Raw genomic sequence first — 21,567 nt, 5'->3', positions numbered from 1 at the left:
CGTCTCCCCGGGCTGGTGCGCGATCGTCATCGGCCCCCACCGGCGGATGATCTCTGAGCATAGCGAACGCGGAAGGCCGGATGAGCACTCTCGCGGAGCGAAGTAGGTAGCGACTACTCAAGACCTCACGCCGAGCGGTGGGCAGAGTATCCACGGCGCACAGGTGCGCCCATCGACTCCCTGTTGTCCTGACGAAAGAGCTGACCATGTTCCAGATTCCCCGCGCGGCGCGCCGCGCCGCACTCCGGCCGGCCGGAAGGGTGCGGCGGATGCCCGTGCTCGCCGCCGTGACCGTGACCGCCCTGGTGGCACTGAGCGCCCAGGGCGCCGCCGTCGCGTCTGCCGACGAGGTGGCAGAAGCGGCGGGTGCCACCGAGGTGACCCAGGCGACCGAGGCCACCGAAGCGACTGACCCCACGCAGGCGACGGAGGCTTCGGGGCCGGCGGATGCGGCCGGGGCGCCGGGTGCCGCTGGGGCGGCCGACCCCACGCAGGCGACGGAGGCATCCGGGCCGGCGGATGCGGCCGGGGCGCCGGGTGCCGCTGGGGCGGCCGATCCCACGCAGGCGACGGAGGCCTCCGGGCCGGCGGATGCGGCGGGGGCGCCGAGTGCCGCTGGGGCGGCCGATCCCACGCAGGCGACCGAGGCCTCCGGGCCGGCTGACGCAGCAGGCGGTCCCGGTGGGGGCCCTGCCGATCCCACTCAGGCGACGGAGGCGTCGGGGCCGGCGGATGCGGCGGGGGCACCGGGAGCCGCCGGGTCCGGCGATCCCACCCAGGCAACAGAGGCACCCGGGCCGTCGGACGCTCCCGGCACAGGTGCCCCGGCATCCGGTGCCCCGGGCGCCTCGGGAGCCCCGGCCGGCGCGACCGACCCCAGCCAGGCGACCGAGGCTCCCGGCCCCGCCGGCGGACCGGTGTCGGGCACGCCTGCTGACGGCCTGCCGGGCGAACCGGCGGCCCTCGTGAACACCCCTCCGCTCGGCGTGGCCGACCACTACATGACGACCGTCGGCACCGTGCTGAAGGTCGCCGCCCCGGGCGTGGTCGGCAACGACATCGACCCCGACGGCGACACCCTCCGCCCCGACAGCTGGGGCACCACGGGTTCGACCGGCGGCGGCCACGTCTCCGTGAGCTGGGACGGCTCGCTCGTCTACACGCCGGCCGCCGGCTTCGTCGGCACCGACACCTGGAGCTACTGGGTCTCCGACGGCACGGCGACGTCGGCGACCTCGGTGCCGGTCACGTTCACGGTCGTCGACACCACCGATGTCGCCCCGGTCGCCCAGGACGACGACTACTCCACCCCGGCCGACACCGCCCTCGTGGTGTCCGGCTCCGGTGTGCTGGCCAACGACACCGACAGCGACGGCGACCCGATCGCGATCACGTCGGCGCTGGCGTCGGCCGGCGCCATCGGCAGCGCGAAGGGGGGCTCCGTCGACTGGCTGACGACCGGTGGCTTCACCTACCTGCCGGCGCCCGGGTTCGTCGGCTACGACACGGTCACGTACCGGGTCACCGACGGCGTGCTCGAGGGCAACCTGGGCACGGTGACGATCAAGGTCGGCGACTGGGCGAACCTTCCGCCGGTCGCGGCCGACGACCACTACGCGACGCCGGTGAACCGAGTGCTCACCGTGGACGCCGCGCACGGACTGCTGGCCAACGACTCCGATGCGACCGACCCGATCGCCGTGCTGGTGCCGCTCATCCTCGACACGGGGCGCGCCTCGGTCTACCTGAACAGCGATGGCAGCTTCAGCTACGCCTCGCACGACACCAGCACCATCGGGCCGGACACCTTCACCTACCGGGTGACCGACGGCACCGTCAACCTGCCGGTGACCGCAACGGTGACGATCGATGTCGGGCCGATCGCCAACGCCGATCCGATCGCCGCGAACGACAACTACACCACGGCGAAGAACACCGGCCTGGGCGTGGGCGGTGCCGACGGGCTGCTCGCCAACGACAGCGACCCCGACGGCGACACCCTCGTCATCCAGCAGGCTCAGCCCGACGCGCCGACCTGGGCCGGCGGCATCGTGAATGTCGGAGAGGACGGCTCGTTCAGTTACACCCCGCCGGCCGGTTTCGTCGGGGCGGACGCCTTCAGCTACACGACCGTCGACGTCTTCGGCGGCACGGCAACCGGCACAGCCACCATCACGGTCACCGACCCCGACGTCGTGGCGAACACCATGCCCGTCGCCACCGACGACCACTACGCCACCACCACCGACACGGTGCTCGTCGTGACCGGGGCGAACGGGATGCTGACGAACGACTTCGACGCCGACGGTGACCCGCTCAGCGCCATCATCCCGGCCATCCCGTACGGCAGCTCGACGGTCGCGGGCGGCACCGTCACCGGCACCCCCGACGGCGGATTCACCTACACGCCCCCGGCGGGCTTCGTGGGCGACGACGAGTTCGTGTACGAGGTGATGGATCAGGGGCTCGAGAGCTACGACGTCGGCACGGTGCGCATCACGGTGACGGCCGACGACGCGTCGGTGCCCGCTCAGCCGGGAACGGGTCAGCCGGGGGCTCCGGATGCCGGTGCGGCCGACGGTTCCGACGGCGCCTCCGGCGGCTACGCTCCCGTGGTGGACCCGGCGAGCGCCGGCGCATCCGGAGGGCTCGCTCTCACCGGCGCCGCCCCTGACGCAGCCCTGGCGTTCTCGCTCCTGCTGCTGCTCGCCGGTGCCGCCGGCACCGTGGTGGCGGCGATGGCCCACCGCCGCAGCCGCCGTTCCTGAGCCCGGGCCGGCTCCCTCACCCCACCACCACCGAAAGGACACCACGATGTTCGGCAAGAAGAAGAACTGGCAGAAGGCCTCGGGCACGGTGCTCGCCCGCACCATCGAGAGCGTCGACAGCGACGGATCGATGATCACCTACGACTACGCGGTCGAGGTGCACCCGGCCGAGGGCGCGGCGTTCCGCGCGATGCTGAAAGATCCGCGGCTGCTCACCGACTTCCTGCAGCCGACCGTCGGCAAGACGGTGGGGGTGGAGTTCGAGCCCGCGTCGGGCGCCGTGCGGTTCGACAAGAGCGATCCGCAGCTGAGCTTCAAGGCGTGGGAACGAGCCCAGCAGGAGGCGGTGCGGCGTTCGCTCGGGGGGTGACGGCGGGCGGAGCACCCACGGGTGGTACTGCGGTACGAGAGAACGGGTGAACACGACGGCACCGGCGGGGGATGGGCTCGCCGGTGCCGATCCGTAGCGTGTGAGATGCGCAGAGAGCGCAGACACACGAGAGCGGGAGAACGATGATCGAGGCCACATCCTTGACCAAACGCTACGGAGCGAAGACGGCGGTCGATTCGCTCGACTTCGCCGTGCGGCCCGGTCAGGTGACCGGATTCCTCGGCCCCAACGGCGCCGGCAAGTCGACCACCATGCGCATGATCGTGGGCCTCGACCGGCCCACCGAGGGCCGCGTGACGGTGAACGGCCGCCGCTACGCCGAGCACAAGGCGCCGCTGCGCGAAGTGGGTGCGCTGCTCGACGCGAAGGCCGTGCACACCGGCCGCAGCGCGCGCAACCACCTGCGCGCGATCGCGGCGACCCACGGCATCCCGCGCCGCCGCGTCGACGAGGTGATCGACCTCACAGGCCTCCACTCGGTGGCCGGCAAGCGGGTGGGCGGGTTCTCGCTCGGCATGGGCCAGCGGCTCGGGCTCGCGGCGGCGCTTCTCGGCGACCCGGCCACGCTCATCCTGGACGAGCCGGTGAACGGTCTCGACCCGGAGGGCGTGCTCTGGGTGCGCGGCTTCGTGCGGCAATTCGCCGCGCAGGGCCGCACCGTGCTGCTCTCCAGCCACCTGATGAGCGAGATGGCGCTCACCGCCGACCACATCATCGTGATCGGCAAGGGCCGCGTGATCGCGAATGCGACCGTGGCCGAGATCGTCGGCTCCACGCAGACCTTCGTGCGGGTGCGGAGCCCCCGCATCGACGAGGTGGCCCGCCGGCTCACCCAGCCCGACGTCACCGTCACGAGCACCGACGCCGACACCATCGAGGTGCGGGGCCTCCCGGCCGACGTGATCGGCGACGCCGCCCTCTCCATCGGGGTCGCACTGCACGAGCTCACCACCGTGCAGGGCTCGCTCGAGGAGGCGTACATGAACCTCACCCGCGACGAAGTGGAGTACCGCACCACGGTCACTCCGGAAGCTGCCGCAGCGCAGGGGGTGGCCCGATGAGCGCCGCCACCGCCACCGCGCCCGCCGTGCGGGCGTCGCACCAGCCGGTTCCGGATGTGCGGCTGCGCTTCACGGGCATCCTGCGGTCGGAGTGGATCAAGCTCACGACCCTCCGCTCCACGATCTGGGTCTACGCCATCCTCGTGGTGGTGCAGATCGGCATGGGCGTGGTGCTCGTGCTCGCCACCGACAGCCTCAACGGCGGCCCCGGCGGCCCGGGTGCCGGTGCCGACCCCAACCAGGCGGCGGTGCTGCCCGCTACCCTCGGCATCATGCTCGGCCAGCTCGTGATCTCGGTGCTCGGTGTGCTCGTGATCAGCGGCGAGTACGGCACCGGTCAGATCCGGTCGAGCCTCACCGCGGTGCCCAAGCGGCTGCCGGTGCTCTGGGCCAAGGCGATCGTGTTCGCCGTCACCAGTTTCGTCGTGGGGCTCGTGGCCGTGTTCGCGGCCTACGCCGTCACCTGGCCGATGCTGGATGCGCGGGGCATCACCTCCGACATCACCGACCCCGAGCTCTGGGGCCGGCTGGTGGGCGGCGCGGGCTATCTCGCGCTGATCGGATTGCTCGCCTACTTCCTCGGCGCGGTGCTGCGGCACACGGCAGGTGGGATCGCGGCGGCGCTCGGCCTCCTCCTCGTGGTGCCGACCGTGCTCTCGTTCATCACGGCGGACTGGGTGACCGTGATCGGTCAGTGGCTGCCCGGCGTGGTGGGCCAGTCGCTCTTCTTCGGCAGCGACATCTTCGAGCCGTGGCAGGCGGTGCTCGTTATGCTCGGGTGGATCGCGGTCGTCGCCATCCCGGCAGCGATCCTCATCAAACGGAGGGACGCCTGACAGTGGCGACACCCGGCCCCGTCGGGGGATTCGGCAGCCTTTCCTCGGCGCCGGCGGCTCAGCCGTCCGGCGCCGAGGACTTGCGGCTGCCCAAACCGCCGGGGTTCATCCGCTCGTACTTCAACCGGCACCCCTGGCTCCTCGACGGCCTGATCGCGGGCGGCTACGCGGTGCCGTCGGGCATCGTGGCCGTGGTGGTGTTCATCGCCTCCCTGTTCGGCGCGACACCGTTCCCCTTCCAGGACGGCGGCTTGCGGAGCACGCCGGCGTTCGGCATCCTGCTGCTCTATGTCGCGGCGGCCGTCGCCGTGGCGCTGCTGTTCCGCCGCTACGTCCCGGTCATCACCGCGACGATCTGCGCCGCCTCGTTGCTCGTGATGGGCACCGCCTCGCAGCAGCTCGACGCCATCCCGATGATGTTCGCGCTCTACGCCCTCGCCGTCTACCGCTCGGCGCGCTCGGCCTGGATCTGGACCGCCATCGCCTCGGGCACCGGCGTGCTCGCCACCACCCTGCACGACCCGACCGACCTGGCCGGCATCATCGGGTACGGCGTGCTCTTCGCCATGACCATGGTGATCGCCACCCTCGTCGGCATCACCTTCGGCAACCGGCGCCGCTACATCCTGGCCCTGCTCGAGCGCGCGCGGCAGCTGGCACGCGAGCGTGACCAGCAGGCCCAGCTCTCGGCCGCCGCCGAGCGGGCGCGCATCGCGCGGGAGATGCACGACATCGTCGCCCACAGTCTCACCGTGATCGTGGCGCTCTCCGACGGCGCCGAGGCGAGCATCGAGCGCTCGCCCGAGACGGCGCGCGAGGCGATCCGGCAGACGGCCAGCACGGCGCGGCGCGCGCTCACCGACATGCGGCTCTCGCTCGGGGTGCTGACCGAGCCGCCCACCGGCTCCGACTCGGTCGCCGGTTCTGGTGGTGACGGCGCGTCGACAGCCCCGGCCCCGCTGTTGCCGCAGCCGGGCCTCGCCGACCTCCCGGAACTGTTCGCTTCGTATCGGGCGGCGGCCCTTCCCGTACGGGTGACCGCCAGTGGCACGGCCCCGGCCGATCCGCTCGTGCAGCTGACCGTGTACCGGGTGGTGCAGGAGGCCTTGACCAACGCCCTGCGCTACGCCGTGCAGCCCACCGCGGTCGACGTGGTGCTCGCCTACGAGGCCGGCGGCATCAGCATCGAGGTGAAGGACGACGGGCTCGACCCCACCCGCGGTGCCGCCTCGCTCGGCTCGGGCCGGGGCCTGATCGGGCTGCGCGAGCGGGTGGCCGTCTACGGCGGCACCGTGACCGCCGGCCCCGCGGGCGCGCGCGGCTGGCGTGTGCGTGCGTCGTTGCCCGTCGCGGCCGTCGCGGCCCGACCTGAAGGAGAGACATCATGACCGACCCCGCCCCGCGCATCCGGCTGCTGCTCGTCGACGACCAGCAGCTCATCCGGATGGGCATGCGCATGGTGCTCGAGGCCCAACCCGACTTCGAGGTGGTGGGCGAGGCGGGTGACGGGCGCGCGGCGATCGAGGCGGTGGAGCGGCTGCGGCCCGAGGTCGTGCTGATGGACGTACGGATGCCCGGCCTCGACGGCATCGAGGCGACCCGCGCGATCGTGGCGGCGCATCCGGCCAGCCGCATCATCATCCTCACCACCTTCGACCTCGACGAGTACGCCTTCGCCGGCCTGAACGCGGGGGCGAGCGGATTCCTGCTGAAGGATGCCCAGCCCGCCGAACTGGCCGCCGCCATCCGTGCGGTGGCGAGCGGTGACGCCGCCGTCTCGCCGCGGGTGACCCGCAAGCTGCTCGAGCTCTTCGGGCCGCAGCTGCCGGCCGCGGCACCCGGCGGCGGGCCCGCGGTGCCTGGTGCATCGGCGGCGGGAGCGGGTGGCGCATCCGCTGTTCCCGACCCGGTCGCCGAACGGCTCGCCGCCCTCACCGAGCGCGAGCACGAGGTGCTCGTGGCGATGGCCGAGGGGCTCACGAACTCCGAGATCGCGGCGCGCTTCTACCTCTCGGAGTCGACCGTGAAGACCCACGTGGGCCGCGTGCTGATGAAGCTCGAGCTGCGCGACCGCGTGCAGGCGGTGATCTTCGCCTACTCGGCCGGCCTCGTCTGAGGCTCCACCGCCACTCCCAGACGCTGTGGTCCCCTTTTGTGGTACCATTTTTCATGGGAGTCATTTGGCCGGCCAGCGCTGGCAAGCACGGGATTCCTCGCGAGGATGCGGTGTACGCCATCGCCCACGCGGTCGGTACGGAGCGGTTGTCTGGTCGGCCCGGAGAGGTACTGACTGTGTACGTCGGTCACCCTCACGGCCAGACGGATCGATACATCGAAGTGATAGTGGCACAGGTGCCGCCGCGGGATCTGATCATCTTCCACGTGATGGAGTTGAGCGATCTCTATCGGCACCTGGTTACGAATGAGGATGAGTGCGATGACTGACTACGACGAATTGGCCGCACGTGCGGAACGCGGAGACTTCACCGCTATCGCAGGGACGGCAGTGACCGGCGACGCGGCGGCAGAAGCCGGTCGTCGTCTGCTGATGGAATCGACGGGCACAGCCTCGATCGAAGAAGCGACACGTGTCGCCCTCGGCAGGCCTCGTCTGTCGTCCGAGGCCGGCCCCACCTCGATCTGGAAGGTGCGCGCCCCGGAGGCGCTCGATGCGCGAGTGTCGCGCATGGCCGACCATCGCGGCGTCACGAAGTCGCTGGTGATCCGCGAGGCGGTGGAGGAGTACCTGCGCGCTCACGGCTGACGCCGAGGCGACCGGACGACGGGGCTGCGGGCGACGGGGGCGCAACCGCCCTAGGCTCGGCTCATGCGCAGTTTCTACCCCGAGATCGAACCCTACGAGACCGGGATGCTCGAGGTCGGTGACGGCCAGAGCCTCTACTGGGAGGAATCGGGCAACCGCGAGGGTAAGCCGGTCGTGTTCCTGCACGGCGGCCCGGGCGGCGGCACCTCGCCGCAGCATCGCCGGCTGTTCGACCCCGCGAAGTATCGCATCGTGCTGTTCGACCAGCGCGGCTGCGGCAAGAGCGTGCCACACGCGAGCGCACCCGACGCCGACCTCAGCAGCAACACCACCTGGAACCTCGTCGCCGACATCGAGCGGCTCCGCGAGGCGCGCGGCATCGAGCGCTGGCAGGTGTTCGGCGGCTCGTGGGGCAGCACGCTCGCCCTCGCCTACGCCGAGACCCACCCGGAGCGGGTGACCGAACTGGTGCTGCGCGGCATCTTCATGCTGCGGCGCAGCGAACTGGACTGGTTCTACGAGGGCGGAGCCGCCGCCATCCTGCCCGACCGCTGGGAGGCCTTCCTGGCCCCCGTGCCCGAGGACGAGCGGCGCCACCTCATCGCGGCCTACCACCGGCTCCTCAACGACCCCGACCCGGCGGTGCACGGCCCGGCCGGCGTGGCGTGGTCGACCTGGGAGGCCTCGGCCATCACGCTGCTGCCGCGGGAGGACGTGATCGCCACCTTCGCCGAGCCGAGCTACGCCCTCGCCTTCGCCCGCATCGAGAATCACTTCTTCGTCAACCAGGGCTGGTTCGAGCCCGATCAGCTCCTCCGCGACGCGTCCCGCCTCCGCGACATCCCGGGCGTGATCGTGCACGGCCGCTACGACCTCTGCACCCCCGCCTACAACGCCTGGGACCTCCACCAGGCCTGGCCGGAGGCCGAACTCCAACTCATCCCGGACGCCGGACACGCCTTCGACGAGCCCGGCATCCTCGACGCGCTCATCACGGCCACCGACGGCTTCGCCGACCGCTGAGGCGGAGTGGTGCGCGCACTGCCGATCGCTGCGACCGCGCTGCTCGTGCCGATCGTGTTGCTCGGGGCGAGCGGATGCGCGGGGCCCGGGCCCGCCGGAGCGCCGACCTCCGCGCCCGCGGCCGCGCCCACTGTGGCGGCGGTGACCGGCCTGCCGGCCGACGCGGTGGTCGACTACCAGTTGGGCGGCGGCTACGAACCCGACCCGCGGGTGACCGTCGTGGCGCGCGACAGCACCGACGAGCCGGCGCCCGGCATCTACTCCATCTGCTACGTCAACGGCTTCCAGACCCAGCCCGGCGCCGAATGGCCTGACGAGCTGCTGCTGCACGACACATCCGGCGGTCTGCTCGTCGACCCGGGCTGGCCCGACGAGCACCTCTTCGATCTCAGCACTGCCGACAACCGGGAAACGGTTGCCCGGCTGCTCGAGCCCACGATCGAGGGCTGCGCGGCCGACGGCTTCCAGGCCGTCGAGTTCGACAACCTCGACTCGTACACCCGCTCGCACGGGGCGTTCACCCTCGACGACGCGGCCGACTTCGCGACCCGGCTCGTCGCATCCGCCCACGCCGCCGGACTCGCGGCCGGACAGAAGAACTCGAGTGAGCTGGGCGCCCGGGGCCGTGACGAGATCGGGTTCGACTTCGCGGTGGCCGAGGAGTGCCACACCTTCGACGAGTGCGGCGCCTACACCGAGGTGTACGGCGACCAGGTCGTCGACATCGAGTACACCGACGATCTGCGGGGCGACTTCGCGTCGGTCTGCGCCGACCCCGACACCCCGCACGCCACGGTGCTCCGTGACCGGGAGCTGACCCCGGCGGGTGAACCCGACCACGTCGCCGAGCACTGCTGACCCCCGCTCTTCACGTCGCGTTCACCTGACCTTCGGCGGCCGTGCCGACGAGCGGCCTCCTCGACGGCGGAGGATGTACAGAAGCCTCGGGCGATGGGGCCATCCGCGCGCGGGCCGAGGCCTGGGCCGCGGAGCCGAATGGGGACAGGACGGGACGGGGCGTTCGGGTGGTCAGGATCGATCGACGGCCGGTGGTGACGCTCGGCGAGACCATGGTGCTGTTCGACTGGAACGGCACGGTCGTGGTCGACGCCGATCGGGCGAGGGCCGCGCTCAACGTCGTGCTGGCCAGGCGCGGCCTGCCGACGCTCGGCGAGGCGGAGTTCTCGCTGCGGTTCCGGCTGCCGCTCGCACAGCTCTTCGGGCGGCTCGGCCTTCCCGAGGCCGATCACGAGGCCGCCGAGGAGGAGTGGAACACCGAGCTCGCCGCCACGCAGACGCGGTTGCGTGAGGGCGCGGCGGAGTGTCTCACCACCCTCGCCCGGGCCGGGGCGTGGCTCGGCGTGGTGTCGGCCGCATCCGCCGCTGCCGTGCGCTTCGACCAGCGTGCGCTGGCCGTGCCGGCGGTCTGGAACTGCGTCGACGCCTCGGTGGGCGACAAGCTCGAGCTGCTGCTGCGGCACCGCCCGCAGCGCCCGATCGCGTTCTACGTGGGTGACAGCGCGGACGACCTGCGGTGCGCGTCGGCGGCCGGGTACACGGCCGTGGGCGTGACGGATGCCGACAGCAGCCTGGGCGCGCTCCGTGCGGCGGGCGCGGCCCACGTCATCGACCGGCTTGACGAACTGCTCGCGATCGTGGCCTGACCAGGCTCGGGCGCGGCCTAGCTGACGGTGCCGTAGCCCGCGCTCGACATGAGGGCGAAGATGAGCGAGAACATCCACACGAAGAGCGCGATGGCGATGATGATCGACACCGCGGTGATGGCGATCGTGACCCACATCGGCGCGATTCCGCGCCCGGAGCGGCGGCGCACCACTACCGAACGGCCGATGGGGTAGACGGCGCTGAGGAACGCCCAGGCCCAGTGGAACGGCCGCGCGTAGCCGGTGCGCACGAGCCACCGGTGATCGAAGTACGCCAGCACCACCATGGCGGCGTAGAGCGCCAGGCTCACGAGGTTGACGACGCCCTGCACGACGAGGCCGGACATCGAATAGCCGCCGTAGAGCTGCCCGCCGTACGGATCGGTCACCGACGACCGCAACTGCTGCTCGAGGCTCGGCAGCAGCAGCGGGATGAGCAGGAGCGAGACGAGGGGGAGGAGCGTGATGATCCAGATGAACGGGCCGTACGCCGGCGTGCCCGGGGGCACGGTGGGGAGTGCGGTCGCCGCCGCCGGGTAGGCGTAGGCGGGAGCGGACGGGGCTGCCGGTGCGTACTCGCCGTAGGCGGGGGCCGTGGGCGGCGCGGCGGGCGCGGCGGCTGCGGGCGGTGCCTGCAGGTGGTCCGTCCACCCCGTGCCGTTCCACCACCGCTGCTGCGGAGACCCGGCCGGATCGGGGTACCAGCCCGCGGGTGTGGTCGGACTTCCGTCGGCGTTGCTCATGGCTCTCCTTCGCACTTCGTGCGGCAAGCCTAGAGCACCCGTACGACGCCCTGGTGCCGACGGGGCAGGGTATTCTCGATGGGGGAAATCGACGGGACACTCATGGCCACTGGCATCCGCAACACCCCCGTGCTCGACGATTCGGTGCGGGTCGTCGACGGGATCGTGCGCATCCTCGACCGGCGGGTCTTCCCCGAGAGCGTCACCTGGGTCGCGGCGGGCGACGCCGAAGAGGTGGCGGCCGCCATCGCGGGCATGGTCACCCAGAGCTCCGGCCCGCTCTACGCGGCGTACGCCGGGCTCGAGGTCACGGCCGGCCAGGTCGCCGGGCTCGACGTCGACGCGGCGCGCGAGCGGATGCGCGTGGCCGGCGCCGCCCTCGAATCAGCCCGCCCCACGAACAACCACCCGCGCGAGGCGGTGGCTCACGTGCTCGAGGCCGTGGCCGCGGCCTCGACGACCGCCGAGCTGGTCGACGCCGCGGTCGCAGCCGCCCGCGAGGGCGCTCAGCGCTACCGCGACCGGAGCCACGCGCTCGGCGCGGCGACGGTGGAGCTGCTGCCCGACGGCGCACGCATCCTGACCCACTGCTGGATGGACACCTACCTCATCGAGCTCGTGCGCGCCGCGCGCGAAGCAGGCAAGAGCTTCGAGTGGGTGGCCACCGAGACCCGGCCCTACCTGCAGGGGGCGCGGCTCACCGCGCACACCCTGGCCGAGTTCGGCGAGCGGGTCACCCTCATCACCGACGGGATGGGCGCGGGCGCGCTGGCGCCGGGCTCCTCGATCGGGCCGATCGATGCCCTGGTGACGGCCGCCGACCGCGTGTCGCTCGACGGCAGCGTGGTGAACAAGGTCGGCACGCTCGGGCTCGCCGTCGCCGCCTCGGCCTTCGACGTGCCGTTCTATGCGCTGGTGCAGGCCCCCGACCCCGAGGCGCCCACTGCCGCCGACATCGTGGTGGAGGAGCGCGACCCCGCCGAGGTGCTGCAGACGCTGGGGCGGCGCACCGCGTCGCAGCTCGTCACGAACGCCTGGTACCCCGCGTTCGACGTCACCCCGCCCCGCTTCGTGACCCGCATCGTGACCGACCGCGGGGCGTTCGCGCCCGAGCGGGTGGGCGAGTACTGGGCATGACCACGGCCCGCGACTACGCCCTGCTCGTCACGGGCGACGACGTCACCGCCTACCTCGCCGAACGCGGTCTGCTCGGCCGGCTCGCCGCATCCGCCGATCAGGTCACGGTCGAGGAGGTGACCGCGGGCAACATGAACCGCGTCTTCGTGGCGCGTGGCCCGCTCGGCAGCCTCGCCGTGAAGCAGGCGCCGCCGTGGGTGCAGGTGGTGGGGCCGGAGTGGCCGGTCGACCCGTCGCGCATCGCGTCGGAGGCCCGCACCTACGAGCGGCTGGCGGCGCGGGTGCCGGAGTCGATCCCGGCGATCGTGGAGTTCGATGCGGCGCGCTTCGTGCTCGTGATGGAAGACCTGTCCGACCTCGACGTGCTGCGTGACGCGCTGGTGACGGAGGTGGAGCAGGCTGCGGCCCGTGGTGGCAGCGACGGTGACGGCGACGCCACCACCGACGCGGTGCCGGGGCTCGACTTCGTGGCACTCGGCCGGGTCGTGGGCCGCTTCGTGGGGTCGCTCGCGGCAGCCACCTCGGTGCAGGCGCTCGGCCGGGCGGAGCACGAGCAGCTGGTCGAGGTGGCGGCGAACCCGGAGCTCTGCCGCATGACCCTCGACGTGGTGCTCGACGAGCCCTACCGCGAGCACGACCACAACCACTGGCACCCCGCACTCGACGAGCGGGTGCGCGCACTCTACGTCGACACGGCCGTGCAGACGGCGGTGGCGGGCATCCGTGATGTCTTCGAGAACCGGCACGAGGCCCTCCTGCACGGCGACCTGCACACCGGCTCGGTCATGGTGGGCCGACGCGATGGCGCGCAGGTGGTGAAGGTGTTCGACCCCGAGTTCAGCTTCGTCGGCCCGATCGGGCTCGATCTCGGGCTGTTCTGGGCGAACCTCGAGCTCGCGGCGATCGCGGCGGCGGAGGCCGGGCAGTCCGGGCTCGCCGCGGCCAGACGGTCGGCCATTCCGGCGAGCTGGGCGGCGTTCGCGGCCGAGTGGCCGGCCGGCGCCGAGGCCTCGCTCGCCGGCATCCAGCAGGATGCGTGGCGGTTCGCCGGCGTCGAGCAGATGCGGCGGGCGGTCGGGTTCTCGCACGCGGCCGACATCGAATCGCTGCCCGAACCTGCCCGCGCCGCCGCCTCGGTGCGCCTGTTCGACGCCGCCCGCCACCACATCCTCACGGGAACGGCGCTGCCGGCGCCCTCCGCCGAGACCGAAACCAGTCCGTCAGCCACCCCGCCCGTCACCTCCAGGAGCGCACCGTGACCGAATCACTCACCCCCGAGCCGCACCCGACGCCCGATCCGCTCACCGTCGCCGCCCGCGCGCTGGTGGTCGACATCGAGGGCACCACGAGCGCGGCCGGGTTCATCCTGGGTGACCTCTACGACTACGCCCGCCCCCGGCTGGCGGCCTGGATCGACGACCACGCCGCCGACCCCGCCATCGCCGAGGCCCGCAGGCAGGTGATCGCCGACGCCGACCTGCCGGGGGATGCGACCACCGACGCGATCGTCGCCGTGCTGCACGAATGGATGGAACGCGACGTCAAGGCCACGCCGCTCAAGACCATCCAGGGCCAGATCTGGGCCGAGGGCTTCGAGAAGGCCGAGATCTCGTCGCACTTCTTCGACGACGTCATCCCGAAGCTGCGCGCCTGGCACGAGCACGGGGTGGCGCTCGCGGTGTTCTCGTCGGGCTCGGTCGCCTCGCAGGTGCCGTGGTTCCAGCACTCGCCCGACGGCGACCTCACCCAGCTCATCTCCGGCTTCTTCGATATGGTCAGCGCCGGCCCGAAGAAGGAAGCCGCCTCCTACGACACCATCGCCGGAGCTCTCGGCTTCGCCCCCGCCGAGCTGGTGTTCTTCACCGACAACCCCGGCGAGGTGGCCGCCGCGCGCGCCGCCGGCTGGCAGGTCGTCGCGTTCTCGCGCGCGGGGGAGCCGTTCTTCGAAGCGGACTTCGACGGCGCGATGGTCGTGGCGTCGTTCGACGACGTCGAGATCGTGCTGCCGTGAGCGCTGCGGCCGCCGGGCCCGCGCACGTGTTCGGCGCGGGCGTGGTCGACGAGGCAGCGCTCGGTGCCGCGGGCGCCGCCCTGGCCGCCGAGTCGGCGCGGTTCGCCGCCCGGGGCTGGATGCCGGGCACGGCGGGCAATCTGTCGGTGACCCTGGCGCGCGATCCGCTGCGGGTCGCGGTCACCGCATCCGGTCTCGACAAGGGCGAACTCACCGCCACCGACATCGTGCTGGTCGACGAGCGCGGCCACGGGGTGACGGATGCGACCGGCACCGACCTCACACGCACGCTCGGCCTGGCCACGCGGCCGTCGGCCGAGGCGGGGCTGCACGCCCGCATCGCCGCGGTCACCGGGGCGGGGGCGGGCATCCACGTGCATGCGCTGGCGGCGGTGCGCGCCGGGCACCGCTGGCCCGCCGGGGTCGAACTGCGCGACCTCGAGATGCTGAAAGGCATCGGGCACAGCGCGCACGGCGAGCGGGTGGTGATCCCGGTGGTGCAGAACCACCAGGACATGCGGGTGCTGGGCGACGACTTCGAGCGGGTCTACCGGCGGCCGGCCGACTCGATTGCCGAGGTTCCGGCCCTCATCGTCGCCGATCACGGCATCTACGCCTGGGGGGCCGACCTGCGTCAGGCGCGCTGGCATCTCGAACTCACCGAGGCACTGCTGCAGATCGCGCTCAGTCGGGCCTGACCGCCCCGAGCGTCGCGAACCCGCTCAGCGTCGCGAACGCGCTCAGCGTCGCGTGCCGAGATCGCGGGCGGTGGCGACCGCGATCGCATCCTCGCGGGTGCGCACGCCGAGCTTGCGGTAGAGGCTCCGCAGCTGGGACTTCACGGTGTTGGGCGACACGCTCAGGGCTTCCGCGATCTCGGCCACCGAGCCGTTGCGCAGCAGTTCGCCGAGCACCACCTGCTCACGTTCGGTGAGGGCGGGGAGCGGCTGCTGGTCGGGGATGACGGCGCGCAGCCCCGCTCGCCGGGCGACCGCCTGCAATTCGGGCCGCTCCGGCCGTCGGGCGAACTCCTGGATGGCCGCGAGGTCACCGGCGGTGACCAGCACGAGCGGGAAGGCGAGGTCGTGCTCGGCCAGCATCATGAGCGTGGCATCGCCGATCTCGCGCGCTTCGGCGTGGCGGCCGGCCCGCAGCAGCGCCGCGAGTCGGATCACCTCCACCTCGGCGCTCAGCCGGATCGAGAGCGGCTCCCGGGCCGCCAGCACCGAGAGGCGGAGCGCTCCGGTGTGGTCGCCGCGGGTGAGGGCGATGCGGGCCTGGCCGACGAGAGCGGCGGCGCTGCGGCGCGGTGCCCCGGCGAGGGTGCGCGCCGCGGCATCCGAGTCGCCGGCGGCCAGCTGCAGCACGGAACGGGTGAGCGCGAGGCGTTGGAGTGTCTGGGAGCTCGCCGCCGACCGCCGGCGGTGCGCGCGGATGCTCGCATCCAGTCGGGCCAGTGCGGGCACCGGGCTGCCGCGCAGCACCGCGATCATGGCGTCGACGTGGTCGATCAGCGGCCAGTGCTCGATGGTCTCCCGGTGCCGGTCGAGGGTGCGGATGTGCCGCTCCGCCGCATCCGCGTCGCCGTGCTCAAGGGCGATCATGGCCTCGGCGATCTGGTAGAGACTGCCGGCGTAGCCGTCGATCCAGCGCGGCGGCCACGCGCGTGAGCGGGCTTCGCGGCACACGGTCTCGGCCGCGGCGACGTCGCCCGTGATCGCGAGCGTGCCGGCGAGCAGGGCGAGGGCGGTCAGCGCCGAGGGCCGCTGCAGCGCGTCACCGGCGGCCACACCGGCGCGGAAGCAGGTGAGCGCCTCGTCGGTGCGCCCGGTGTAGAGGAAGGTGGTGCCGATGTGTGCCCACAGCACGGGTTCGAGGCGGCCGAGTTCGTCGCGCTCGGCCGGCGCCATGTGCTGCAGGATGTCGAAGGCATCCAGCGCCGCCTCGTCGGCGCCCGTGAACCGGCCGATCACCCGCAGCGACGCGCTCTCCATCGTGCGCAGCAGCGCCCGGTCGGGAGCGCTGGCACCTGCGCGCTGGGCCCGTGCGGAGAGGATGGCGAGCCCGAACAGCTGCACCGCCCGAGCCCGGTGGAGACCCGACGCGTTGAAGTTGAGCGCCAGCAGCATGGTGATGAGCGGATGGCGGCGCAGCGTGAGCAACGACGTCGTGGCGAACAGTTCGCGGGTCTGCGCCGCGTGGCTGGCCAGCAGTTGCAGCCAGGACTGCCGTACCACGTCGCTGGCGAAGCCGAGATCGTCGAGCTCGACCGCGATGGCCAGCGCCGTGAACGGCCGGTCGTTGGCCAGCGACCAGCCGGCGACCTTCCGCACCAGCGCGTCGACCTCGCCGGGTTCGGTGCGGCGGAGATCCCGGCGGAAGAGCTCGCGCACGAGCGTGGTGTAGGCGAATCGGCGCTCGGCACCGTGCCCCGTCCACATGCCGAGCCCGTCGGCCTCGGCCTGGTCGAGCACGTCGGCGGCGGCCTCCTCGCCGGACAGGTCGGCGGCGAGCTCGACTGTGAGCACCTCCGCCACCGAGGTGCGCAGCAGGAAACGGCGCAGGCGCGCCAGACCGTCGTCACCAGGGCGGACGCGGAGCGAGTAGTACGACTCGATGGCGGCCAGGGCGGCCTCGGGCGGGGCATCCGGCCGGTCGCCGTCGCTTCCGGCGAGTACCATCGCCCGCACCCCGAGGGCGAGGCCGCCGGTGAGTTCGGCGATCCGTGCGGGATCGGGCCGGGCGCCGCCGCCGGGGCGCGCATCCGCCGTGCGGTCGACGAGCGAGTCGATCTCGGCCACCGTGAAGGCGAGCTCGGCGGCGTCGATCAGCTCGGCGTCGAGGGTGAGGGCGACGCCGGGGGCCGTCAACGGGGACGACCGCCGGGCGGCGGCCACGAGCCGCAGCGTCGGCGTGCGCGCGAGGAACTGGATCAGCGCGGTCAGTGTGTCGTCGTCGAGCCGGTCGCCGTCGTCGACGACGAACTGCACGGGCCGGGCCGGTGGCAGGGCCGAGGCGAGCAGTTCCCACGGCTCACCGCTCGCGTCGAGCGCCGCCTCGAGCGAGGCCTGGCCGGGGCCGGGCGGCGTGCCCACGCCCGCGTCGGCGTCGGTGAGCCGGCCTGCGGCCGAGAGGGCCAGCACGGCCGAGCGGACGAAGGCCGAGGCATCCGTGCCCTCCCGGTCGACCGTGATCCAGATGCCGCTGACGGATGCCCGGGGCGCCCACTGGGCGAGCAGCACCGTCTTGCCCGATCCGGCCGGCCCGCGTACCACGTGCAGCGGCGCGTCGCTCGAGAGGCGCTGCAGCAGGCGCTCGCGGAGCACCGCCTGGCGCGGGAGGCGCGGTGCGCCCACGACCCCGCCGGGCTGCGGTGGCCGCAGTGGCGCGGCGCCAACCTCTTCGGCCCCGGCGGTTCGGGGGTCGGTCGCGCCGCGCTCGGTGGCTCGGGGCTCGGTCACTCCGGGCTCCTCTGCGCGGGCTTCGCCGCCGCCGTGGTGGTGGCCGGCGCCGGGCCGCGCGGCCGCAGCCGCGCCACGCCGGCGCGCGTGAGCGCCCGCTCGGCGAGTACCGCGACCGCAGCCATCGCGAGATACGCGCCGACCCGTCCGGCGAGAGTGAGCGCCACCACCTCGCCGCTCAGCACCCGCGGGTCGATGACCGTCAGCGAGATCGCGAAGATGACCACGCCGCCGACCGCGGCTGCCGCGAACCAGGCGAGTGCGCGGCCCGTGCGCCAGAATCCGCCGAGGGCGAGCACCGCCTCGATGGCCGCGGCGGGGAGGCAGAGCGCCGGGATCGTCAGGAGGCCGAGCGAGGTGAAGGGAACCGCGAGCAGCGCGGCGACGAAGGCGGTGAGCAGCACCGAGCCGGGCCGGCGCACCCAGCGGCCGGCGATGAGGGGGCCGAGGATGTGCACCGATCCGAGCAGCGAATAGACCACCGGTGACGCCAGCGCCGCGGTGAGCAGCACCGGCCCGAGCAGCACGATCACGATCGCCGACGCCGCGCCGATCACCGCGCTGTGCAGCAGCGCACGCGTGGTCGACGGCGCGCGCCCCTGATTCCGCTGCCCCGCCCGCATGCTGCGACGTTATCAAACAAGGCGGCGGGAGACGCATCGTCGCAGCCCGCACCGCCTGCGAACGGGCATCCGCCCCCGTCGTTCAGGCCAGGCGCTTGGCGAGCACCGCGGCCTCGTGCCGATGGCCGACGGTCTCGTAGCCGACGACCACGACGAACGGCGAAAGGGTGATGAGCACGAGGCACACGCCGAGCGACGCCCCCCAGGTCGCGGCCAGCACCGCGAGAGCGAGCAGCGCCACCGTTCCCGCGATCAAGCCGATATGGAACGGGTCGACCTCCTGCACCAGGTAGTCGTAGATCGCGAAGATCGCAAGGCACAGGATGAGCACGGGGATGGCGACCGCGAGCACGGCGACCACCGAGCCGATCTGCGCTTCGCCCTCGATGACGTAGGCGGCCACGTGCAGCCCGGCGCCGGTCGCCGCGATCGCCGCGAACACGATGATGTGGCCGTAGCCGAACACGAACGCCTTCGATCGGTAGCGCTCCAGGATGCGACCCGCCGGCACGATGAAATACGACCACCAGAGGCCGAAGGTGAGGCCGATGCCGGCGGTGACGAGGAGGCCGGCCTCGAGGGTCCAGTCGTGGTGCTCCACCACTGCGGAGACCGCGGTCACCGTGCCGAACACGCCCTCGCCGAGCGCGATGATGGTGAGTAGACCATAGCGCTCGGCGATGTGGTGCGGGTGCCAGGGTGTGCCCGGCGTGCCCGTTCGGCGTTCGGCCACGTACGGCCCCACGATCTCCACGGCGAACAGCAGCAGGGCGATCGGGATGGTGGCAGCCACGGTCATGTGGGCGATCGCGAGCGCGACCCAGCCGAGTTGGGCGGCCGCGATGAAGACCACGTAGGTGAGGGCGGTGCGCCGGCGGCTCGCATCCTGCCGGGCCGCGCGCAGCCATTGCGCCACCATCGCGACCCGCATGACGACGTAGCCGCCGACCAGGATCCCGTTGTCGAAGTACGGGCCCTCGACCAGCGAGTGGAACACGGGCGGGATGCCGAGCGCCACGATGACGACGCCGATCATCTGCACCATCGTGGTGATGCGGTAGAACCAGTCGTCGGTGTCGTAGGCCGAGGCGAACCAGGAGAAGTTGATCCAGGCCCAGCAGACCGCGAACATGCAGAACGCGAAACCGCCGACCGCCGCGCCGAACTCGGCGTCGGCGACGTAGTGCGCGAGTTGCCCGCCGGCCTGGCTGAAGGCCACGACGAAGGCGAGGTCGAAGAGCAGCTCGAGCGGCGTGGCGGCGCGGTGCGCTTCGCGGGGGTCGCGGCCGGTCATGCGCCGGAGGCGGCTGCCGAGCGTGTTGGCGGCGGCTGCGCCCGCTCGCGGTGCGGCCTGGTCGCCGGACATCAGGCCCCCGGGTGCACGCCGAAGGTCTCGGCGAGCAGCCGTCGGGTGAGCTGCCCGTCGACCGGCACGGGCAGGCCGTCGAGCTCGCGCACCGGGGCCAGCAGCCGGCCGCTGGACACGAGCCACGCCGCATCGGCGGATCGGAGGTCGGCGGAGGTGAGTACGGCTTCTGCGGTGTCGAAGCCGAGCGCCGCGAGGGTGCCGAACACCGCCGCCTGAGTGGTGCCGGCGAGGATGCCTAAATCGGTGCGCGGGGTGCGGAAGCGGTCGCCGTGGCGCACGATCACGTTCGACGTCGGGCCCTCGAGCACCACGTCGTCGGAGCTCACGAAGATCACGTCGTCGGCGTCGCGGCGGGCGGCTTCGCGCAGGGCGGCCTTGTTGAGCGCGTAGGAGAGCGTCTTCGCGCCCTGCAGGAGCCAGGGCGCGGTCTGCGCGATGTCGTGCCGGTAGCCGCGGTCGAGCGTGACGACGCGGATGCCCGTGCTGCGCGCCGTGGCGTGGTCGTCGCCCGTCAGCACCTCCACCCAGCCGGTCGGCACCCCGGTGCCCTCGACGCCGCGACTGTAGAAGAGTTTCACGAGCAGCTCGGCTGCGGGTGCGTGGGCGTCGACGCCGCGTCGCGCGGCCGCGGCGAACGCGGCGGTGTCGGGCCGGGGGAGGTCGAGCAGTGCGGCGGAGTGCTCGAGCCGGGCGAGGTGCGGTTCGAGGGCGATGAATCGGCCGTCGATCACGGCGATGGATTCGAAGATGCCGTCGCCCCGGGTGACCGCGAGATCGGCGGCCGCCACTCGCGCCTCCGCGAGCGGCACGGGCGCGCCACCGGGTACGGCCGAGCCGGCCGCGCCGGCCGCGCGCGCCGCTGCGGTTGCGCCCGCCGCTGCGGCTCCGGTGGTCGCTGCGGCTCCGGTGATCGGTGCGCTCGCGGTGTCGGTCGCGTCCGCTGCGCCGGTGCCCGCCGCCGCGGCCGTGCCTTCGTCGAGCACGATGACCAGGTCGCCCATCCGGCCGTCCGTCGCCTCCGTCGTTCGCGTTGTGCCCGGCGCATCCACCGTGCCTGTCGCGCCCTCCGTGCCTGTCGTGTCCGTCACGCGCCGACCTCCCCGCTCTGCCCCACCAGTCTCCCCGACAGGGTGCCTTACCGCATCGCCCGGCACGCGCGCGGCCCTCGCCCGCGCCTTGATCGCGTCGATGACCTCGGACTTCGCATCGGCGTAGTCGTTCATGTCGTCCCACGGCTGCGCGAGCAGGGCCCGCTTGGTGTTCTCGTAGAGCGCTCGGTCGGCGGCGTCCTCGCGCAGACGGTCGCGCAGCAGCCGGTACTCTTCCACGGCCGGGTCGGCACGCTCGTAGAGATGCACGTGCACGTCGCGGGCGGGCGTGCGCACCAGACGGTGGCCGGGTTCGCGCACGCGCAGCTCGTAGCCGGCGGCGAGGAGTGCGTCGAGGTAGTCCTCCTCGGCGGTGATGTCGGCGACCGTCACCGCGATGTCGACGATCGGCTTGGCCGCGAGCCCCGGCACGGCGGTCGAACCGATGTGCTCCACCGTCAGCGCGGCCGCCCCGAGCGCGGCCCGGATGCGTGCATCGTGCTCGCCGAACTCCGCCGCCCAGCCCGGATCGTACTCCCGCAGTCCCACCGTCAGCGCCTCCGCGCCCCCGACGATGTCGACCGTCGCGATGTCGGCCCGCCGTCTTCCGTCGTTCTCACTCACCGCA

General features: G+C 72.7%; 19 protein-coding genes. 14 read left to right on the top strand and 5 right to left on the bottom strand.

The features are described 5' to 3' along the window. The first annotated feature begins 206 nt into the window (after window positions 1-206). The 10 genes from AC3WLB_RS07000 (at window position 207) to AC3WLB_RS06955 (ending at window position 10,507) form a co-directional block, all read left to right on the top strand. Window positions 207-2,768, top strand: coding sequence for a cadherin-like domain-containing protein (locus AC3WLB_RS07000; RefSeq protein WP_492504510.1), 2,562 nt, complete (start codon window positions 207-209; stop codon window positions 2,766-2,768). Between the two features lie 46 nt (window positions 2,769-2,814). Next, a complete protein-coding gene (locus tag AC3WLB_RS06995) occupies window positions 2,815-3,138 on the top strand; it encodes a hypothetical protein (protein ID WP_492504508.1) in 324 nt (107 codons plus the stop codon). Window positions 3,139-3,281: 143 nt separating this feature from the next. Then, a complete protein-coding gene (locus AC3WLB_RS06990; protein WP_492504506.1) occupies window positions 3,282-4,220 on the top strand; it encodes an ABC transporter ATP-binding protein in 939 nt (312 codons plus the stop codon). Next, window positions 4,217-5,056, top strand: a complete 840-nt coding sequence (locus AC3WLB_RS06985) for an ABC transporter permease (RefSeq protein WP_492504504.1) — start codon at window positions 4,217-4,219, stop codon at window positions 5,054-5,056. The genes AC3WLB_RS06990 and AC3WLB_RS06985 overlap by 4 nt, the downstream gene beginning before the upstream one ends. Window positions 5,057-5,058: 2 nt before the next feature. Next, window positions 5,059-6,444 carry a sensor histidine kinase gene (locus AC3WLB_RS06980; protein WP_492504502.1) on the top strand — a complete coding sequence of 462 codons (1,386 nt, stop codon included), beginning with the start codon at window positions 5,059-5,061 and terminating at the stop codon, window positions 6,442-6,444. Continuing rightward, window positions 6,441-7,172 (top strand): response regulator, encoded by a 732-nt coding sequence (locus AC3WLB_RS06975; protein WP_492504500.1) that lies wholly within the window; start codon window positions 6,441-6,443, stop codon window positions 7,170-7,172. The genes AC3WLB_RS06980 and AC3WLB_RS06975 overlap by 4 nt, the downstream gene beginning before the upstream one ends. Window positions 7,173-7,493: 321 nt before the next feature. After that, a complete protein-coding gene (locus tag AC3WLB_RS06970; protein WP_022898436.1) occupies window positions 7,494-7,820 on the top strand; it encodes a ribbon-helix-helix domain-containing protein in 327 nt (108 codons plus the stop codon). Between the two features lie 63 nt (window positions 7,821-7,883). Continuing rightward, a complete protein-coding gene (gene pip / locus AC3WLB_RS06965; protein WP_492504498.1) occupies window positions 7,884-8,843 on the top strand; it encodes a prolyl aminopeptidase in 960 nt (319 codons plus the stop codon). Window positions 8,844-8,852: 9 nt separating this feature from the next. Beyond that, window positions 8,853-9,701 carry an endo alpha-1,4 polygalactosaminidase gene (locus AC3WLB_RS06960; protein ID WP_492504496.1) on the top strand — a complete coding sequence of 283 codons (849 nt, stop codon included), beginning with the start codon at window positions 8,853-8,855 and terminating at the stop codon, window positions 9,699-9,701. A gap of 167 nt (window positions 9,702-9,868) precedes the next feature. After that, entirely contained in the window at window positions 9,869-10,507 is a 639-nt protein-coding gene (locus AC3WLB_RS06955) for an HAD family hydrolase (protein WP_492504494.1), read from the top strand. A gap of 17 nt (window positions 10,508-10,524) precedes the next feature. On the opposite strand, the gene AC3WLB_RS06950 is transcribed toward AC3WLB_RS06955, so the two are convergent. Then, a complete protein-coding gene (locus AC3WLB_RS06950; protein WP_492504492.1) occupies window positions 10,525-11,250 on the bottom strand; it encodes a DUF2510 domain-containing protein in 726 nt (241 codons plus the stop codon). 102 nt (window positions 11,251-11,352) lie between these two features. Here AC3WLB_RS06950 and AC3WLB_RS06945 point away from each other — a divergent pair, with 102 nt between their 5' ends. Genes AC3WLB_RS06945 through mtnB form a run of 4 tightly spaced genes read left to right on the top strand, consistent with a single transcriptional unit; the run spans window position 11,353 to window position 15,096 of the window. Then, complete coding sequence (locus AC3WLB_RS06945; RefSeq protein ID WP_492504490.1) at window positions 11,353-12,387, top strand: translation initiation factor eIF-2B alpha/beta/delta subunit family protein; 1,035 nt, start codon at window positions 11,353-11,355, stop codon at window positions 12,385-12,387. Next, window positions 12,384-13,646: a phosphotransferase gene (locus tag AC3WLB_RS06940; protein WP_492504488.1), complete on the top strand. Its 1,263-nt coding sequence runs from the start codon at window positions 12,384-12,386 to the stop codon at window positions 13,644-13,646. Before AC3WLB_RS06945 ends, AC3WLB_RS06940 begins: the two co-directional genes overlap by 4 nt. Next, on the top strand, window positions 13,643-14,398 hold the full coding sequence (gene mtnC, locus AC3WLB_RS06935) for an acireductone synthase (protein ID WP_492504486.1): 756 nt from the start codon (window positions 13,643-13,645) through the stop codon (window positions 14,396-14,398). Before AC3WLB_RS06940 ends, mtnC begins: the two co-directional genes overlap by 4 nt. Further along, a complete protein-coding gene (gene mtnB, locus AC3WLB_RS06930) occupies window positions 14,395-15,096 on the top strand; it encodes a methylthioribulose 1-phosphate dehydratase (protein ID WP_492504484.1) in 702 nt (233 codons plus the stop codon). The genes mtnC and mtnB overlap by 4 nt, the downstream gene beginning before the upstream one ends. Before the next feature lie 42 nt (window positions 15,097-15,138). On the opposite strand, the gene AC3WLB_RS06925 is transcribed toward mtnB, so the two are convergent. The 4 genes from AC3WLB_RS06925 to AC3WLB_RS06910 form a co-directional block, all read right to left on the bottom strand. Then, window positions 15,139-17,859, bottom strand: a complete 2,721-nt coding sequence (locus tag AC3WLB_RS06925; RefSeq protein WP_492504483.1) for a helix-turn-helix transcriptional regulator — start codon at window positions 17,857-17,859, stop codon at window positions 15,139-15,141. After that, window positions 17,856-18,482, bottom strand: a complete 627-nt coding sequence (locus tag AC3WLB_RS06920; protein ID WP_492504481.1) for an ECF transporter S component — start codon at window positions 18,480-18,482, stop codon at window positions 17,856-17,858. The genes AC3WLB_RS06925 and AC3WLB_RS06920 overlap by 4 nt, the downstream gene beginning before the upstream one ends. A gap of 82 nt (window positions 18,483-18,564) precedes the next feature. Continuing rightward, on the bottom strand, window positions 18,565-19,848 hold the full coding sequence (locus AC3WLB_RS06915) for a low temperature requirement protein A (RefSeq protein ID WP_492504479.1): 1,284 nt from the start codon (window positions 19,846-19,848) through the stop codon (window positions 18,565-18,567). Further along, the gene (locus AC3WLB_RS06910; protein WP_492504477.1) at window positions 19,848-21,563 is read right to left on the bottom strand and encodes an aminodeoxychorismate lyase; all 1,716 of its coding nucleotides are present in this window, start codon (window positions 21,561-21,563) and stop codon (window positions 19,848-19,850) included. Before AC3WLB_RS06910 ends, AC3WLB_RS06915 begins: the two co-directional genes overlap by 1 nt. Between the last annotated feature and the right edge of the window lie 4 nt (window positions 21,564-21,567).

The organism is Herbiconiux sp. FW305-C-125, from assembly GCF_058783455.1.
The sequence above is the reverse complement of the archived record's forward strand: the minus strand, read 5'-3'. Positions and strand labels throughout refer to the sequence as shown.

Coding starts and splice junctions, on each gene's coding strand:
- AC3WLB_RS07000 (WP_492504510.1), top strand. CDS start 207: ATGTTCCAGATTCCCCGCGCGGCGCGCCGCGCCGCACTCCGGCCGGCC.
- AC3WLB_RS06940 (WP_492504488.1), top strand. CDS start 12,384: ATGACCACGGCCCGCGACTACGCCCTGCTCGTCACGGGCGACGACGTC.
- AC3WLB_RS06920 (WP_492504481.1), bottom strand. CDS start 18,482: ATGCGGGCGGGGCAGCGGAATCAGGGGCGCGCGCCGTCGACCACGCGT.
- AC3WLB_RS06990 (WP_492504506.1), top strand. CDS start 3,282: ATGATCGAGGCCACATCCTTGACCAAACGCTACGGAGCGAAGACGGCG.
- AC3WLB_RS06970 (WP_022898436.1), top strand. CDS start 7,494: ATGACTGACTACGACGAATTGGCCGCACGTGCGGAACGCGGAGACTTC.
- AC3WLB_RS06975 (WP_492504500.1), top strand. CDS start 6,441: ATGACCGACCCCGCCCCGCGCATCCGGCTGCTGCTCGTCGACGACCAG.
- AC3WLB_RS06945 (WP_492504490.1), top strand. CDS start 11,353: ATGGCCACTGGCATCCGCAACACCCCCGTGCTCGACGATTCGGTGCGG.
- pip (WP_492504498.1), top strand. CDS start 7,884: ATGCGCAGTTTCTACCCCGAGATCGAACCCTACGAGACCGGGATGCTC.
- AC3WLB_RS06985 (WP_492504504.1), top strand. CDS start 4,217: ATGAGCGCCGCCACCGCCACCGCGCCCGCCGTGCGGGCGTCGCACCAG.
- AC3WLB_RS06915 (WP_492504479.1), bottom strand. CDS start 19,848: ATGTCCGGCGACCAGGCCGCACCGCGAGCGGGCGCAGCCGCCGCCAAC.
- AC3WLB_RS06995 (WP_492504508.1), top strand. CDS start 2,815: ATGTTCGGCAAGAAGAAGAACTGGCAGAAGGCCTCGGGCACGGTGCTC.
- AC3WLB_RS06950 (WP_492504492.1), bottom strand. CDS start 11,250: ATGAGCAACGCCGACGGAAGTCCGACCACACCCGCGGGCTGGTACCCC.